The 16,531-nt window shown below is 55.9% G+C and carries 14 protein-coding genes; 12 read left to right on the top strand and 2 right to left on the bottom strand.

Annotation, left to right across the window (positions count from 1 at the left end):
• Window positions 1-19: 19 nt before the first annotated feature.
• The 5 genes from GOW04_RS18945 (at window position 20) to recF (ending at window position 5,726) form a co-directional block, all read left to right on the top strand.
• Window positions 20-796, top strand: a complete 777-nt coding sequence (locus tag GOW04_RS18945) for an enoyl-CoA hydratase (RefSeq protein ID WP_117870917.1) — start codon at window positions 20-22, stop codon at window positions 794-796.
• Between the two features lie 221 nt (window positions 797-1,017).
• Window positions 1,018-1,281 carry a 30S ribosomal protein S20 gene (rpsT, locus tag GOW04_RS18940; RefSeq protein WP_171233632.1) on the top strand — a complete coding sequence of 88 codons (264 nt, stop codon included), beginning with the start codon at window positions 1,018-1,020 and terminating at the stop codon, window positions 1,279-1,281.
• A 555-nt stretch (window positions 1,282-1,836) separates the two neighbouring features.
• Window positions 1,837-3,222, top strand: coding sequence for a chromosomal replication initiator protein DnaA (dnaA, locus tag GOW04_RS18935; protein ID WP_152456610.1), 1,386 nt, complete (start codon window positions 1,837-1,839; stop codon window positions 3,220-3,222).
• A gap of 225 nt (window positions 3,223-3,447) precedes the next feature.
• A complete protein-coding gene (dnaN, locus tag GOW04_RS18930; RefSeq protein WP_171120205.1) occupies window positions 3,448-4,569 on the top strand; it encodes a DNA polymerase III subunit beta in 1,122 nt (373 codons plus the stop codon).
• A gap of 59 nt (window positions 4,570-4,628) precedes the next feature.
• Entirely contained in the window at window positions 4,629-5,726 is a 1,098-nt protein-coding gene (gene recF, locus GOW04_RS18925; protein WP_171233631.1) for a DNA replication/repair protein RecF, read from the top strand.
• Here the strand turns inward: recF and GOW04_RS18920 are convergent.
• Window positions 5,723-6,289, bottom strand: a complete 567-nt coding sequence (locus GOW04_RS18920) for a carboxymuconolactone decarboxylase family protein (RefSeq protein WP_171171745.1) — start codon at window positions 6,287-6,289, stop codon at window positions 5,723-5,725. The genes recF and GOW04_RS18920 overlap by 4 nt on opposite strands.
• A 100-nt stretch (window positions 6,290-6,389) precedes the next feature.
• Here GOW04_RS18920 and GOW04_RS18915 point away from each other — a divergent pair, with 100 nt between their 5' ends.
• The 4 genes from GOW04_RS18915 (at window position 6,390) to GOW04_RS18900 (ending at window position 11,430) form a co-directional block, all read left to right on the top strand.
• Window positions 6,390-6,962, top strand: coding sequence for a TetR/AcrR family transcriptional regulator (locus GOW04_RS18915; RefSeq protein ID WP_171233630.1), 573 nt, complete (start codon window positions 6,390-6,392; stop codon window positions 6,960-6,962).
• Between the two features lie 114 nt (window positions 6,963-7,076).
• Window positions 7,077-9,494 (top strand): DNA topoisomerase (ATP-hydrolyzing) subunit B, encoded by a 2,418-nt coding sequence (gyrB, locus tag GOW04_RS18910; RefSeq protein ID WP_171233629.1) that lies wholly within the window; start codon window positions 7,077-7,079, stop codon window positions 9,492-9,494.
• A 110-nt stretch (window positions 9,495-9,604) separates the two neighbouring features.
• Window positions 9,605-10,201, top strand: a complete 597-nt coding sequence (locus GOW04_RS18905) for a TetR/AcrR family transcriptional regulator (protein WP_171233628.1) — start codon at window positions 9,605-9,607, stop codon at window positions 10,199-10,201.
• 122 nt (window positions 10,202-10,323) lie between these two features.
• Window positions 10,324-11,430 (top strand): alkene reductase, encoded by a 1,107-nt coding sequence (locus GOW04_RS18900; RefSeq protein ID WP_171233627.1) that lies wholly within the window; start codon window positions 10,324-10,326, stop codon window positions 11,428-11,430.
• A gap of 599 nt (window positions 11,431-12,029) precedes the next feature.
• On the opposite strand, the gene GOW04_RS18895 is transcribed toward GOW04_RS18900, so the two are convergent.
• Entirely contained in the window at window positions 12,030-13,364 is a 1,335-nt protein-coding gene (locus GOW04_RS18895; RefSeq protein ID WP_171233626.1) for a hypothetical protein, read from the bottom strand.
• A 99-nt stretch (window positions 13,365-13,463) separates the two neighbouring features.
• On the opposite strand from GOW04_RS18895, the gene GOW04_RS18890 reads away from it, so the two are divergent.
• From GOW04_RS18890 to GOW04_RS18880, 3 genes are read left to right on the top strand one after another with little or no spacing between them, the layout of a single operon-like run.
• Complete coding sequence (locus GOW04_RS18890; protein ID WP_217356955.1) at window positions 13,464-13,697, top strand: hypothetical protein; 234 nt, start codon at window positions 13,464-13,466, stop codon at window positions 13,695-13,697.
• A gap of 10 nt (window positions 13,698-13,707) precedes the next feature.
• The gene (gene gntH / locus GOW04_RS18885) at window positions 13,708-15,174 is read left to right on the top strand and encodes a guanitoxin biosynthesis MBL fold metallo-hydrolase GntH (protein ID WP_216600366.1); all 1,467 of its coding nucleotides are present in this window, start codon (window positions 13,708-13,710) and stop codon (window positions 15,172-15,174) included.
• Window positions 15,175-15,188: 14 nt separating this feature from the next.
• Complete coding sequence (locus GOW04_RS18880; protein ID WP_171233624.1) at window positions 15,189-16,169, top strand: GTP-binding protein; 981 nt, start codon at window positions 15,189-15,191, stop codon at window positions 16,167-16,169.
• The last annotated feature ends 362 nt before the right edge of the window (window positions 16,170-16,531 follow it).

The following is a 16,531-nucleotide window of genomic DNA, read 5'->3' as shown; positions in this document are numbered from 1 at the left end:
AACCGGAAGCTTTCTCCTCATGGCTTTTGAGACGATCATCGTCGAAATCGAAGACCACGTCGCACTTATCAAACTCAACCGACCGGATGCGCTGAACGCGTTGAACACCCAGTTGCTGGGTGAGCTCTGCACCGCGCTGGAAGATGCGGACAGCAACGACAAGGTGCGCTGCATCGTGATAACCGGATCGGACAAGGCCTTCGCCGCCGGCGCGGACATCAAGGAAATGTCCGAGATGAGTTTTGTCGACGTCTACAACATCAACCTTTTTGCCGATGCGAATGATCGTGTGACCGCAATTCGCAAGCCGATCATTGCGGCCGTTGCAGGTTACGCCCTGGGCGGTGGATGTGAACTTGCCATGCTGTGCGATTTCATCATCGCGGCGGACACCGCGAAATTCGGCCAGCCCGAGATCAACCTTGGCGTCATTGCCGGTCTGGGTGGGAGTCAGCGTCTGACGCGGTTTGTGGGTAAATCCAAATCGATGGACATGAACCTGACCGGGCGTTTCATGGATGCCGACGAAGCCGAGCGTGCGGGTCTTGTCAGCCGGGTGGTGCCGGCCAAGAAGCTGATCGAAGAAGCCGTGAGCGCAGCGCAGAAGATTGCCGAGAAATCGCAGCTGACCGCAATGGCCGCGAAAGAAGCGGTGAACCGCAGCTACGAGCTTCCGCTGAGTGAAGGCATGTTGTTCGAGCGTCGTGTCTTCCATTCGATGTTCGCAACCGAAGATCAGAAGGAAGGCATGGCCGCGTTCCTGGAAAAGCGCACAGCGCAATTCCGCGACAAGTAAAGCGCGGAACCTCTGAGGCGGGTGTTTTAAGCCCGCCTCATATTCTTGGCCATGGTTCCAAGAATCACCTTGGCAATCTCTTTGAACTTGGCTAAAGACCCCAGTTATACATGCGCGTGCGGCCCGCTTGGCCCGACTCACACTCGTGATTTCTGATCCGGTGCGGATATGTCCGTGGCGCGCAACCCAAGATTAACGTACCGAACGAAGGTCAGATTCACATGGCAAACTCGCCTCAGGCAAAAAAGCGCGCTCGTCAGAACGAAAAGCGTTTTGCAATCAACAAAGCGCGTCGTTCGCGCATCCGCACCTATCTGCGTAAAGTCGAAGAAGCGATCGCATCCGGCGACAAGGACGCGGCGACTGCTGCTCTGCGTGCGGCTCAGCCCGAGCTGATGCGCGGCGTCACCAAGGGTGTTTTCCACAAGAACACTGCTGCCCGTAGAATGTCGCGCCTGTCCTCGCGCGTCAAAGCACTGGGCTAAGCTTTGGGGTGACCCTAGGTCACGTCAGAAAGGCTGAACCATTCTGAAAAGGCGTCGCACATCACGGCGCCTTTTTTCGTGTTGCCAGAAAACCGCGCCTTCACAAAACCGAGAGATTCTTTCGCCCAAAGACCCGAGTCAATATCAGAGTTTCGTTGCCGCGCCCCTCTCGGAATTGCTACGACTGATGTCAGCGATTCACTCGCTTGGGGGGACAGGCTGTTTTCCCGATCGAACTGACGGGCATCAGAGCGATCTGGGGACAATTGTCGACGACTGGCTTGAGCCAGGCTGCCGATCTGCCATGGAAGCCGGAATAAACCCGGTGATCTTGGCCCTGTCTAAAAATTGAGATTGCGACGTGCAACCCGATTTTCGGGACGTTCCGTTATTGCTGAGCGTCAGAACTGGGGTTGCCGAGCTCTTCGGGATGGTCCCGCCAAGCCGACTGGTTTGGCGACTGGATACCTATTGCGTGTGAATACAACACCGGGAAACCGGCTTCGTATGAATAAGGCTGACAGGCCAATAAGAATGGGATGCGTGAGGCGCTTAATGACACAAGAGAAATGGGGACTACTGCGTAACAAGTTGCTGAAGGCCATCGGTCGGAACAATTATACGACCTGGATCGAGCCTTTGGAATTCAAGGAGCTTCAGGACGGCGTGGCGGTTTTCTCGGTGCCGACCAACTTCATGGGCAATTACGTCAGCCAGAATTTTGCGGACCTCATTTTGTACGAGCTGAACACCGCAGGTGAAACTGTGCAGCGTCTGGATTTCCGCGTCGCCGCAAACTCGCCTGCCCGGCCCAAGCCAGCTGTCGATACGCCGCCGGTGGCAAAGCCTGAACCTGTCGCCGCGCCGAGCGAGGACCCGGCGCAGGATACATTGGAATCGCTTCAGGCCGCCCCGTTGGATTCCCGCTTTACCTTTGACAGTTTTGTCGTCGGCAAGCCCAATGAACTGGCGCATGCGGCTGCGCGTCGGGTGTCCGAGGGCGGGCCGGTGACCTTCAATCCGCTGGTTCTGTACGGCGGTGTAGGGCTGGGTAAGACCCACTTGATGCATGCCATCGCATGGGAGCTGAAAACCAAACATCCGGAACTCAATGTTCTGTACCTGTCGGCGGAACAGTTCATGTACCGGTTCGTGCAGGCCCTGCGCGAGCGTCGGATGATGGATTTCAAACACCTGTTCCGTTCGGTTGACGTTTTGATGGTTGATGACGTGCAGTTCATCGCCGGCAAGGATTCCACTCAGGAAGAGTTTTTCCACACGTTCAACGCGCTGGTGGATCAGAACAAGCAGATCATCATCTCGGCCGATCGCGCCCCGGGTGAGATCAAGGATCTGGAAGATCGGGTGAAATCCCGCCTGCAATGTGGTCTGGTGGTTGACCTGCACCCGACCGATTATGAACTGCGTCTGGGCATTTTGCAGAACAAGGTGCAGCAATACAGCTCATCCTATCCGGACCTGACGATTGCCGATGGCGTTCTGGAATTCCTGGCGCATCGCATCTCGACCAATGTTCGGGTGCTGGAAGGTGCCCTGACCCGTCTGTTCGCCTTTGCCTCGCTGGTTGGTCGCGAGATCGACATGGAACTGACGCAGGATTGTCTGGCGGATGTGCTGCGCGCCTCGGAACGCAAGATCACCGTTGAAGAGATCCAGCGGAAGGTGTCCGAGTATTACAACATCCGGCTTTCTGACATCATCGGCCCGAAGCGCCTGCGCTCTTACGCGCGTCCGCGTCAGGTGGCGATGTATCTGTGCAAGCAGTTGACCAGCCGGTCGCTGCCCGAGATCGGCCGCCGTTTTGGCGGGCGCGATCACACGACGGTCATGCATGGCGTTAAGCGCATTGAAGAGTTGAAGCTGACCGATGGTCAGATCGCTGAAGATGTGGAAATGCTGCGCCGGTCGCTTGAAGCCTGATCCGCGCCTGTAGTCCAGGAAACCGCCCCGGTACCTCGGACCCGGGGCGTTTCTTGTGCGCATTAGTCCACGGTTGGATCAGAACTGGTGCCTGTCAGGCACGCTGCCCTTGACGCTGGACGCAATCCAACCCAGAAATCCGTAAAAAATCCTTGTGCCTCAGGGTGGAACCGCTAACGTGCCAGTCCCGCCCATGTCGGTACGCAAGTCAGAGGAATTGAGGGTATGAAGATCAGCATCGAACGCGGCACCCTTCTCAAGGCCGTTTCGCAGGCCCAATCCGTAGTGGAACGCCGCAATACCATTCCCATACTTGCCAACGTGCTGATCGAGGCGGAAGGCGATCAGGCGCTGTTTCGCGCGACCGATCTGGATATCGAAGTAGTCGACAAAGCCCTGGCGCAGGTCGAGAAAGCCGGTTCCACCACCGTGGCCGCGACCACCTTGCACGAGATCGTGCGAAAACTGCCCGACGGAGCGTTGGTCACGCTGACCGCCGACAGCGCGGCAGGGCGTCTGACGGTTGAGGCCGGTCGGTCAAATTTCTCGTTGGCGACGCTGCCGAAAGAGGATTTCCCGGTCATGGCGTCGTCGGAGTATCAATCAAATTTCACGGCTTCGGCTGCCCTGCTGCGTCGGTTGTTCGACAAGTCGAAATTCGCAATCTCAACAGAAGAGACACGGTATTATCTGAATGGTGTCTACATGCATGTGGCCGACGGATCCGATGGCGGCAAGGTGCTGCGCTGCGTGGCCACCGACGGCCACCGGCTTGCTCGGATCGATGCCGATTTGCCGGATGGTGCAGAGGGCATGCCGGGCGTTATCGTTCCGCGCAAAACCGTGGGCGAACTGCGCAAGCTGCTGGACGATGATGAAATGGATATCGCGGTTTCGGTCAGCGAAACCAAGGTGCGTTTCGCCACGCCGGATATCACGCTGACCTCGAAGGTCATTGACGGAACCTTTCCCGACTACACGCGCGTTATCCCGCAAGGGAATACGCGCAAGCTGGAAGTGGATGCTGCCGAGTTCGCACAGGCCGTGGACCGGGTGGCAACGGTGTCTTCCGAGCGTTCGCGTGCGGTGAAGCTTCAGCTGGATGGCGACAAGCTGGTCCTGTCGGTGAACGCTCCAGACAGTGGTGCCGCCGAGGAAGAACTGGCCGTCGCCTATGGTGATGAGCGTCTGGAGATCGGGTTCAATGCCAAATATCTGCTGGAGATCGCGTCTCAGGTGGATCGAGAGAATGCGGTGTTCATGTTCAATTCAGCTGGCGATCCGACCCTGATGCGCGAAGGCAATGATCAGAGTGCGGTTTACGTCGTCATGCCAATGCGCGTCTGATCGCGCGGACGCGCGATGCCTCCAGTGGGAGAATTTTTGAAAAGATGAAGGGAGGGGTCATGGGATTGGCCCTGACCGAGCTTACGGTCTCGCATTTTCGGTCTCACAAGCTGGCGCGGTTGTCTCTGGACGGGCGGCCGGTGGCGATTCACGGGCCGAACGGGGCGGGCAAGACCAATATTCTGGAAGCGGTATCCTTGTTTTCACCCGGTCGCGGGATGCGGCGGGCAAGCGCGGCCGAGATGACGCGGCGGCCCGAGGCGTTGGGCTGGAAACTGTCGGGACTGTTGCAATCGCAGGGTCAGAATTTCGAAATCGAAACCTGGTCTGAGGGTGGTGCAGCACGGCAGGTGAGGATTGATGGAAAATCCGCCACCCAGATTGATCTGGGTAAACTTGCGCGGGTGGTCTGGCTGGTTCCATCCATGGACCGCCTGTGGATTGAAGGGGCCGAAGGCCGGCGCCGGTTTCTTGATCGCATTGCGCTCAGTTTTGATCCGTCTCATGCAGAGGCCTCGCTGACGTACGAAAAAGCAATGCGCGAACGGAACCGTTTGCTGAAAGAGCAGGTTCGGGACGCGCATTGGTATGCTGCGCTTGAGGGTCAGCTGGCCGAGATGGGGCATCGTATCCACGCAGCGCGATTGGCGGCGTTGAGCCATCTGCGGGTGGCGCAGGACCAGGCGGAAACGGCTTTTCCGTCTGCCGAGTTGGAATTGGTGCAAACCGATGGCGCGATGCCGGAAACGGCTGAGGATTTGAGCGAGGCTTTGAATGAAAGCCGGTTCAGGGACTTGGCTGCGGGTCGGACTTTGGTTGGGCCGCATCGGTCAGACTTGTATGGCGTCTTTGCTGCCAAGGGTGTTCCCGCCAAGGATTGTTCGACCGGTGAGCAGAAGGCGCTGCTGGTTTCATTGATCCTGTCCAATGCCCGAGCTTTGGCCGCAATGGTGGGTGCGCCACCGATCGTGTTGCTGGATGAGGTGGCCGCTCATCTGGACGCGGGTCGGCGCGCTTCACTTTATGACGAGATTTGTGCGTTGGGTGCTCAGGCCTGGATGACGGGCACCGGGCCTGAACTGTTTGAGGAGTTGGGTGACCGGGCCCAGACGCTGATCGTGACCGAAGGCGAAGAGGGGTCGGTCGTGGCGGCTTAGGCCGGTTCGTTGACTTTGCGCTCCCACAGGAAACCGCGCATGACTTCATCGACCGGTGTTTTGGCCATGTGGTTGACGTAGTTTGACATGGTTTTTTGTGCCAGGCCCAGCACCACGTCCAGAACCGCACGATGCGAATAGCCCGCGTCGAAGAACGCCTGAAGCTGTTCCTCGGTCGGGTTGCCACGGGTTTCCATCACTTGCAGGGTGAAGGTGCGCAGCGCTTCGAGCTTGGGCGAAGGCAGTGGGGTTTCATTGCGCAAAGCCTCAGTTATCTCGTCTGATACCTTCATCATCTTTGCGATGCCGGTGTGCGCGGGCACGCAGTAATGGCATTCGTTTTCCACATTGATGGTCTGCCAGACGACGGTCTTCTCATCGTTGTCAAAATCGGTCTGCAAGAACAGGCTGTGCAGAACTTGATATCCTTCAAGGTGCTGTGGGCTTTCTGCCATCACCTTGTGCAGGCCCGGCAAACGGCCAAAAGCGGCCTGGGACTTTTCTAACAGCGGTTTGGATGCTTCGGGTGCGGATTCGAGGTCATGAGACGGGAAAGTGGCCATGTCGGAACTCCTGTTTTTGGCGCGATGGGTGGTATTTAGGGTTTCTTGAGTGATCACTCAAGTATATATTTGAGTAAACGTTCAAGAATTGGTGATGCCGATGCCCCGTAAACCCGCATATGATCGCGACGCGTTGATCGAGAAGGCCCGTGACATCTTTTGGCGTCAGGGTTGGGCTGGTACGTCGCTGAAGGACCTTGAGCGGGAATTGAAGCTGAAACCCGGCAGTTTCTACGCAGCTTTCGGTTCGAAGGATGCGCTCTATGCGTTGACGCTGGAAAGCTACACGCAAGAAGGCGTGGCGCGCCTGAACGCCCTTGCTGAAAGACTGGGGCCGAAGGAAGCGCTCAAGGCGCAACCTCGTTTGGTCATCGAAGCGGTCGAGAACCCGGCAAGGGCTTGCATGTTGGCAAAGACATATGCCGAATTGCAGGCGAAGGATCATGCGCTTGCGGATCAGGCCGCGCTTCACATGGCGAAAATGAAGGCGTGTTTCGCCGACCTGTTTCGCAGCGCCCAGGCTGCCGGTGAAATCCGGCCTGAACATGACCCGGATCGGCTGGCGGCCCGGTATCAGTCGGACATTCTGGGGCTTCGGTTATCGGCCGAACGCAAGGATGTCGATGCGCTGGAAATCGCGGCGGATATCGCTTCTGACATCGACCGGTTATGAGGTGGATTCGGATGGGCAGAAAACGACCCGAGTACACACAAAATATTGGGGGATCGCGTGACAATCCCCACCAGAAAACGTATAAGGTACCAAAATAATATAGGTACTGACTGAATGTCCGAAGACGCACAGGCTCCTCAAGAATACGGCGCAGATTCCATAAAAGTTCTCAAGGGCTTAGAGGCCGTTCGCAAACGCCCTGGGATGTATATCGGGGACACGGATGATGGATCGGGCCTGCACCACATGGTGTATGAGGTTGTGGACAACGGAATTGACGAAGCGTTGGCGGGTCACGCCGACCATGTGACCGTGAAAATTCACGCGGATTCCAGCGTTTCGGTCAGCGATAACGGCCGCGGAATTCCGGTAGATATCCACCCGGAAGAAGGCGTTTCAGCGGCAGAGGTCATCATGACCCAGCTGCACGCGGGCGGCAAGTTCGACAGCAACTCGTACAAAGTGTCGGGCGGCCTGCATGGCGTGGGTGTTTCGGTGGTAAACGCCCTGTCGGATTGGCTGGAGCTGCGCATCTGGCGCGCGGGCAAAGAGCACGTGGCGCGATTTGAGGGCGGTGAAACGGCAGAGCATCTGAAGGTAGTCGGCGAATGCGGCGATCGTACGGGAACCGAAGTGCGGTTTCTGGCGTCGACCGACACGTTCTCGAACCTCGAATACTCGTTCGAGACGTTGGAAAAACGGCTGCGCGAACTGGCCTTCCTGAACTCGGGCGTGCGGATCATCCTGATCGACGAACGCCCTGCCGAGCGGCTGGAGACCGAGCTGTTCTACGAGGGCGGCGTAAAGGAATTCGTCAAGTACCTCGACCGATCCAAAACGCCGGCCATGCCCGAGCCGATCTATATCAAGGGCGAGCGCGACGATATCGGTGTCGAGATCGCCATGTGGTGGAATGACAGCTACCACGAAACGGTGCTGCCATTCACCAACAACATCCCGCAACGCGACGGCGGGACCCATGTGGCTGGGTTCCGGGGGGCTTTGACCCGGACGATCAACAACTATGCGCAGTCCAGCGGGATCGCGAAAAAGGAAAAGGTCAGCTTCACCGGTGACGATGCGCGCGAAGGTTTGACCTGCGTATTGTCGGTGAAAGTGCCCGACCCGAAATTCTCGTCCCAGACCAAGGACAAGCTGGTTTCCTCCGAGGTCCGTCCGGCTGTCGAAGGTCTGATGAATGAAAAACTGGCCGAGTGGTTCGAAGAAAACCCCAACGAGGCCAAGAATATCGTCGGCAAGATCATCGAGGCTGCGTTGGCCCGGGAAGCTGCGCGGAAGGCGCGCGAGCTGACCCGGCGCAAGACGGCGATGGATGTGAACTATCTGGCGGGCAAGCTGAAGGATTGTTCCGAGAAAGATCCGTCGAAAACCGAAGTCTTCCTGGTCGAGGGTGACTCGGCTGGTGGTTCCGCCCAGACCGGCCGGGATCGTCTGACGCAGGCGGTTCTGCCCTTGCGGGGGAAAATCCTGAACGTCGAACGCGCCCGGTTCGACCGGATGCTATCGTCTCAGGAAATTGGCAACCTCGTCATGGCGCTGGGCACTGGCATTGGCCGCGATGAATTCAACATCGAAAAGCTGCGCTACCACAAGATCGTCATCATGACCGATGCGGATGTGGACGGCGCGCATATCCGGACCCTGTTGCTGACCTTCTTCTATCGGCAGATGCCTGAGCTGATCGAGGGCGGGTACCTCTATATCGCGCAACCGCCGCTGTACAAGGTTTCCCGCGGAAAGTCAGAGGTTTACCTGAAGGACCAGGCCGCTCTGGATGACTATCTGATCAATCAGGGCGTCGAAGGCGCGGTTCTGAAACTGGGCTCGGGCGAAGAGATCGTCGGTCAGGATCTGACCCGCGTGGTGGACGAAGCGCGCCAGTTGAAACGTGTGCTGGACGCGTTTCCAACGCATTACCCGCGTCATATTCTGGAACAGGCCGCCGTGGCTGGGGCTTTCGTGCCGGGTGCGGTGGACGCCGATCTGCAAGGTGTGGCTGACAAAGTCGCCGCACGGCTGGATCTGATCGCGTTGGAATACGAACGCGGTTGGCAGGGTCGGATCACACAGGATCACGGCATCCGGCTGGCCCGTATCCTGCGCGGTGTTGAAGAGGTTCGCACGCTGGATGGCCCGATGCTGCGCTCGGGCGAGGCGCGCAAGACCGGTAGCTTTACGCAAAGCCTGCAAGAGATCTACAACTCTCCGGCCACTTTGAACCGTCGTGATCGCAGCCAGATGATCCACGGTCCGCTGGACTTGTTGCGCGCCATTCTGGAAGAGGGTGAAAAGGGCTTGTCCTTGCAGCGCTATAAAGGCCTGGGTGAGATGAACCCTGACCAGCTGTGGGAAACGACACTGGATCCGGATGCGCGGACACTACTGCAAGTGCGCGTGGATGACATGGTCGAGGCGGATGATCTGTTCACCAAGTTGATGGGTGACGTCGTGGAACCTCGTCGGGAGTTCATCCAGAAAAACGCCTTGAGTGTTGAGAATCTGGATTTCTGATCATGGTGTAGCAAGTTCCTTTGCCGAACAGACCTGCGAATGAAGTCGGATGAACAGCTTTATCTGACTGGTCCCTTGAAATTCTGGACTGATCATTCCACATCTATGCCATGAACAAAGAAATCCTTCCAATTGCCGACATCAAGTCGCCCGCAGGCCCGGGTAGGCCTCGTGCCTTTGACGAAGCCGATGCTTTGGAAAAAGCCTTGTGCGTATTTTGGCACAAGGGCTACGAGGCCGCGTCGGTGGACGATCTGACCAAGGCCATGGGTTTGAGCCGTTCCAGCTTCTATGGAACCTTCGGAAACAAGCAGGCTTTGTTTCGCAAAGCCCTCAGCCACTATTCAAGACGTGGTTTGAAAGCTTTGCGCGACGTTGCGGACGCGGGCGGACATGACCCCGTCGGCGCGATAATGGAAGCCTTGGCGAATCCGCAAGGAGGTCGTGACGGCTGCATGCTGATCAACTGCCTTACCGAGCTTGCCCCGCATGATGATGAAGTGGCCGATCTCGGGCGCCAACATTTGGAGAGCATTGACAAAATTATTGCGGAAGCACTTGAGCCTTCAGATCCGGGTCTGGCGCTCGACAGGGCGCGCGCCTATGCCTCCCTTGCCATTGGCACGCTAGCCTTGCGTAAGGCGGGCGTTCCCGCTGAGCAGATATCGCAAACCCTGAAACAAGCCCGGTTGGTGATTTCGCCATAAGGTCTCCCGCCACCATAACGAAATGAAACCTAACACAAACTCAAACAAGAGACAGTGAGCGCAATATTGGACTAGTTGGTCCAATAATATCTGAACGAAGTCTACCAAAGAAGGAAGCAGCAATGGCTGATGAAAAACTGTTCTCGGGCATCAAAGCTGGTGCAATCGAGCTGAAGAACCGCATTGTCATGGCGCCACTGACCCGTAACCGGGCAAGAGCTGAGGATGACAGTGTCCATGAATTGCAGGCCGAGTACTACGCGCAGAGGGCAGCTGCTGGTCTGATCATCACGGAAGCATCGCAAATCTCGCCCCAAGGCAAAGGCTATGCCTGGACGCCCGGCATTTATTCCAAAGCACAAATCGACGGCTGGAAAAAAGTGACTGAGGCCGTCCATGCCAAAGACGGGAAGATCGTGATCCAGCTTTGGCATGTCGGACGGATTTCGCATTACAGCTTGCAGGAGGGTGGTGAAGCCCCTGTCGCGCCATCCGCAATTGGCGCTAAGGCCAAGACGTTTGATGGTGAGCAGTTTGTTGAAACTTCCGAACCGCGAGCTCTGGCCATCGAAGAAATTGCTGACATTGTTGCGGACTACCGGAGGGCCGCGGAAAACGCCAAAGAGGCTGGTTTCGACGGTGTAGAGGTCCATGCAGCCAACGGATACCTTATCGATCAGTTCCTGCGCGACGGGTCGAACAAGCGTGAAGACGAATACGGTGGTCCTGTTGAGAATAGAGCGCGATTCTTGAAAAAGGTGATGGACGCTGTTGTCGACGTGTGGGGCGCCGACCGCGTCGGTGTCCGCCTCAGCCCGTTCTCGGACGCTAACAACATTTTCGACAGCGATCCACAGGCGACATTCTCGCATGCGATCAAATTGTTGAATAGCTATGGGTTGGCCTATCTCCATCTCGTAGAAGGGCAGACCGGCGGCCCGCGCGATATTCCTGAAGGTGGTGACCTAAAGGCGCTCTATGAATTGTTTGACGGAGTGAAAATGGGCAACAACGCTTATGACCGAGACATGGCGATTGAAGCAGTTGAGACCGGCGCCGTCGACCTGGTGGCCTTTGGTCGGCCGTTTATTTCCAACCCGGATCTTGTCAACCGGCTGGAGAAAGACGCCGAACTGAATGAGCTCGATCCAACCACTCTCTACGGCGGCAATGAAAAAGGGTATACCGATTATCCGGCACTGGAAGAGGAAGCGGTCGCCGCAGAGTGATACATCGCTCGTAACCCCTTAGCGACGGGCTATGCCAAGCAAAGTGAGCGCGCCGGCTTGGACGCGCTCACCCAGCAACTACGGAGATCTCTATTCTTAAGGCGAGGGCCTATCACCAGCCTGCAAATGAACTGCTGCCATATGATCAGGGTTGAATGTATCCAATCAGGATGCATCCTTGATTGAGAGGCGCCCGGTTTTAGTTGAGGAAGATGTGCGGTGACTACAATCAATTGAACGCGTTTCTCGAGCCGAGCAGTGTCGCAAGTAAATCGTGCAAAACAATTCAGTCTTTTGGCGTAGTCTTTGCGGTTACGGCCCCTAGCGTTGCTGAATCCCGCAAAGGTCCTCCTTAGGAACCTTGGGTTCTATACGGCCTTTCTTGCTTGGACTTTCGCAAATGTCTCCGATGCGCAGAAAGCGGGCTGTGCAGAGCCGTCCGGATCCGTCAATTCTTGCAATCTTCAATGGCTTTCAACGCTGTAAAGCCCTCGGACCAAGACCAATCATTCGAGTTCAACGTCGCATTGTAACTTTGAATGTGAAGTCAAATACTGAAACTCGAACACTTTGCATCGGCTGCGATACGACGTGTTTGATCAGTATCTAGCCAGAGTATCAAGTATCGCTTGCCGCGTTGTGTCATCATTGTGGAAGATCCTGCCGGCGAGAAACTCCGATGGAAACTCAGGCCACGTTTTGCGCATTTCAGTGACCAGTCGTTGTGCTTCTTTCGAATGTCCCAGCTGATCCTGCGCAACGGCCTGAAATAGGAGCGACGGAGCACTCACGGGCGCACCGGCAGCGGGCGCGCCTTGAAATGCTTCGACAACCTTTTCGTAATTCCCGAGCATAAGCTGCGATACACCCCAAATATTACGTGCGCCAAAGCGGCCCGATCCTGACCTTAGTCTTTCGGGATTGCTAACCTCGGCAGCAAGTTCCGGTGCGTTAGCCAGGATGGCTGTGATGCCGACAAGATCCAGGATATGACCATCATTCGGAGCAAGTTCGACGGACATTCTTGCATATTTTTTAGCCTCGACTGGATTATTTTGGGCAGCCAATACCCAACCATTTGCGCCGTTTGCCCAGGCATCTGTCGGAGACAGATCAAGCGCCCTTCCCGACATCTCCGAAGCCTTGCTGATGAGGTCATCTCTTTGCGCTGTGTCCGGGGACAAAATAGCCAAAGTCGCCAGAACTTGTGCCGATCCGGCGTAGCCATCGGAAAGTGCCGAGTCCAACTCTGTGGCATGTTGGAACATTCCCAATGCTATTTGCTGTCGTTTGACATCGAAAACAGGAAAAAACATTCCTCTGGCTTGATCCGCAAGGTTAGCCGCCTGAAGTCTCGTCAAGGACTGCTCACCAAGCGCTGCTCTTTCAGCCTGTCCTAGGGATTGGGTTGGGGGCAAAACCACATTGCTATCTTGAGCCAGCCAAAAGCCAAGTCCAGCAATCAATACAAGACAACCCAGTCCAAGCGGCAGCAACTTTCGCAAACGCGGATGTTCTGCTAGCACATCGCTACTCGGTACCTCTGAAGTGTCGTATGCTGTCGTATTTTTTTGCGAAAACCGTGGCTTGTATCCACCCGGATCAACAAAAATGCGAACCCCTTTGCCGTTCCATTGATCTTCGTAAAACTCATGAAGCAGTCGACGCAGCCGTCTGGCTTCAACGCGAACGAGATTTCGGCCACCGGTGCCATCAATACTTCGACCGTAAACTTCGACTGCGATTGCTTTGCCACGGATTTGGGCGCCGCGACCAGCGAGAGTTTCTTCGACCACGTAAGTAATAAATTGCTGGAGTCGCGGCGAAGCCTGGAACGCGACGCTTGAAACAACGCTCTGAAGTGCCTGTCGGACAAGCTCCGGCGATGGCGGTGCAATATCTTGATCTATCGGCAATTCATTAGCTTGGTTCAAAGCAAACTCACCCCCAACTCACGGTGACTCACTTGGCCTGCTTCGTCAACCGCACTCATCTTGATCTGAGAATAGATAGTGGGAACCATGGATAATCCAGTGACTTGGGAACTGAGTGACGAGCTTCCAGAGCTTTCCGATGCGCTTTCAGGGTTTAACGAAACGGATGCGTTGCTCAGCGAGGCAATCGAAGACCTGAAGAAAGTATCGGCACTGTTGAATGACACATCGATACCAGCCCCAGAGCGCGCGGAATGGACCCACATCAAATCTGAGCTGATCAACGAGCTTCGCCGGATGGTGAAGCGAAGCCTTCGCAACACTTCTAACTGAGGACTGGTCCATGACTAAGGAAGACACTGGGAAAGACCTGGACAACAAACAGGGGCAACCAACAGAGCAAATCGAAGACCCGTCGCGGCGGAGTGTTCTAAAGGGTTTGGCCACTGGAGCGGCTGCGACAGGGGCAGCTGGGTTTGCGGCAGGAAGTGCCGAGGCCCACGAAGGAGACGGCCCCCTGGGAGAAACACTCAAGAACCCATATGGCGGTCGACCCGCAGGCGGCATATCATTGCCAGAGTACTTCCGCCCGACGAAGTACATGACCGGTTCAAACGCGAACTATTTTCCACTGAGTGAGGAGTTGGGGCCAGATGAGATGCGCATCTCATTCTGTGGTTCAACACCGTATCCACCGCGCGAAGATCAGGCGGGTACTTGTATCATGGTGGAGTTGGGGAATGGAAAACGGTTCTTCTTCGATTTTGGATCCGGTTGTGTCCGCAACATCATTGCCATGCAAGTACCGGGGCAACTGATCAACGACATCTTCATCTCTCACCTGCATGTCGACCACTATGCCGACATTCCGTATATTTACCCGTTCCGTGCCTGGTCGGGTGGCTACACGCCATTGCGCATTCACGGTCCCTCTGGTCGGACACCGGAACTTGGGACAGCCGGAATGGTCAAAGGCATGCAACAGATGCTCAAATGGCATCTGGAGGCCTTTGATGTGTTCCCGATTGGGGACGGCTACGAGATCGAAGTCAACGAATTCGATTTCCGTCAGGAAGGCGGCATCGTTTATGACGAAGATGGCGTGACTGTTCGGTCCTGGCCACGAAGCCACGCCAAGGACGGTGCGGTTGGCTATCGGCTCGATTGGAACGGGCTGAGCTTTGTATGGACCGGCGATGGTCGCCCGGATGAGCTTTCACGTAAATACGGCGAAGGTGTTGATGTCTTTGTAACCGAAATGTCGGGACAGGATATTGGTCAGCTGATGACCTACAAATATGGTATCCCACAGGATCTCTTTAACTACACCATCGATACGCATCACACCTCCCACTATGCCGTGGGTAAGCTCTTTGCTGACACAAGGCCGCGTTTGGGAATGGTGACACACTATACCCAGGACGAAGACATCGACGCTGAAATGCTGGCTGGTATTCGCGCTCATTACGACGGTCTGTTCCAATGGGGTCTCGATGTAGCCGTTGTGAACGTGACCAAGGATGCAATTTGGTACAGGAAAGCTGCACTGCCCGGAAAATCCGGTACCGTTCCGCCATTCCGGGAACTGGCTGCGGCAGCCGAGGCCGGACGTATTGAGCTTCCGGATGAAATCACACTACCGAACCCGAGGCTCACCCGAGCAGATCAGCAAGACCAGAAGTACAGAGATATGGAGATTGATCCACGCGAGTACTACCCAACTGACGTTTTCCGAGCACCCGGCGGGGACTGGCCGCAGGACTTTACCATCAAAGTTTCGGATGTAATCGGCACGCGTGATGAAGACTGAGAGGAGATCGAACGATGATTGAATTTGGTTCGACTTCTGCGATCCCCGTGACGATCCTTACCGGCTTTCTAGGAGCCGGTAAGACAACACTTTTGAACCGCATCCTGACAGGCAATCACGGGTTGCGGGTTGCGGTTCTGGTAAATGACTTTGGATCCATCAATGTCGATGCCGATCTTGTAGTCGGCCTCGAAGATGATGTGATGAGCCTGGCTAATGGTTGCGTTTGTTGCTCGATACGAGATGACCTGATCGAAACGGTGGAAGCCGTACTTGCCCGGCCTGAGAAGCCGGAATACATCGTCCTTGAGGCAAGTGGTGTGTCGGACCCGTCGTCAATCGCGATGACATTTACCGATCAGAAGTTTCGGGACATGATCCGCTTGGACAGCCTAATGTGTCTTGTCGATGCGGAACAGCTATTTGCTGCGCCGGAACAAATGGAACTGAAGCTCCGTCAAATCGCGTTCTCGGACATGGTTATTTTAAACAAGGTCGATCTCGTCGACAGGGCAGCTGTTCAGAAGGTGCACGATTGGCTTGGGTCTCGCTTCCGTCGATATCGCCTGGTCGAAGCTGTCAATGCCGACGTCCCACTGGATATACTCCTTTCCGTTGGTCGCTTTGCCGCCGAACAGCTCGAAACAACGATACCCGATCATCACGAACATGGACCAGATTGTGGTTGCCGCCACTCTGATCACTCGGACAGTTTCTCAACAACCATGATGAAAGCTGAACGCCCGATAAGCCTATCTTCTCTCCGGAACGCAATTCGGAAGCTTCCGGGCGATGTCTATCGCCTCAAGGGTTTTGTTTTTAGCGAGGAGGACCCGGATCATCGCATTCTCGTTCAGGTCGTTGGAAAACGTATGGACATCGCAAGGGATGGGGTATGGGGCCACCGAAAACGCGAAACAAGGCTTGTTGCAATAGGTGCACCGGGTGCCCTGTCAGAATACGAGCTTTCCGATGCGTTGTTGGCGACCGTATAGCGGCAAGTTCGACCAAACTTGCTTGCGTGTGATTCTTAAATTCCAACTCGTAACCGCTCGAAAACCCGCAGCGCCAAGGACCAAATAAGGAGAAACACCTGATTGCTGAAACAGATTGGGAAATTGGTTCAAGCGATCACATGACCCGCACCTGCCACTGCGTTTGTATTATCGGGCACGGCTGTATGCGCGCAGGACGTCTCAGGTCCAGAACTTGACGATGCAGCCCCGGAACCCGGATTGCCGAGTACAGCCGGAGGACAAGATGCCGAGTTGTTTTCTGCTTTCCACGGGCCCGAGGCGTTACCTCGGGTCGCAAGTCTCCTTTTCTGGGGTTCTAGGGGCAAAGACAGGATGCCTAT

The organism is Ruegeria sp. HKCCA4812 (assembly GCF_013034245.1).
In the GTDB taxonomy this organism is placed as follows: domain Bacteria; phylum Pseudomonadota; class Alphaproteobacteria; order Rhodobacterales; family Rhodobacteraceae; genus Ruegeria.
Note: the sequence above shows the minus strand (reverse complement) of the source record. Positions and strands in the feature narration are given on the sequence as shown.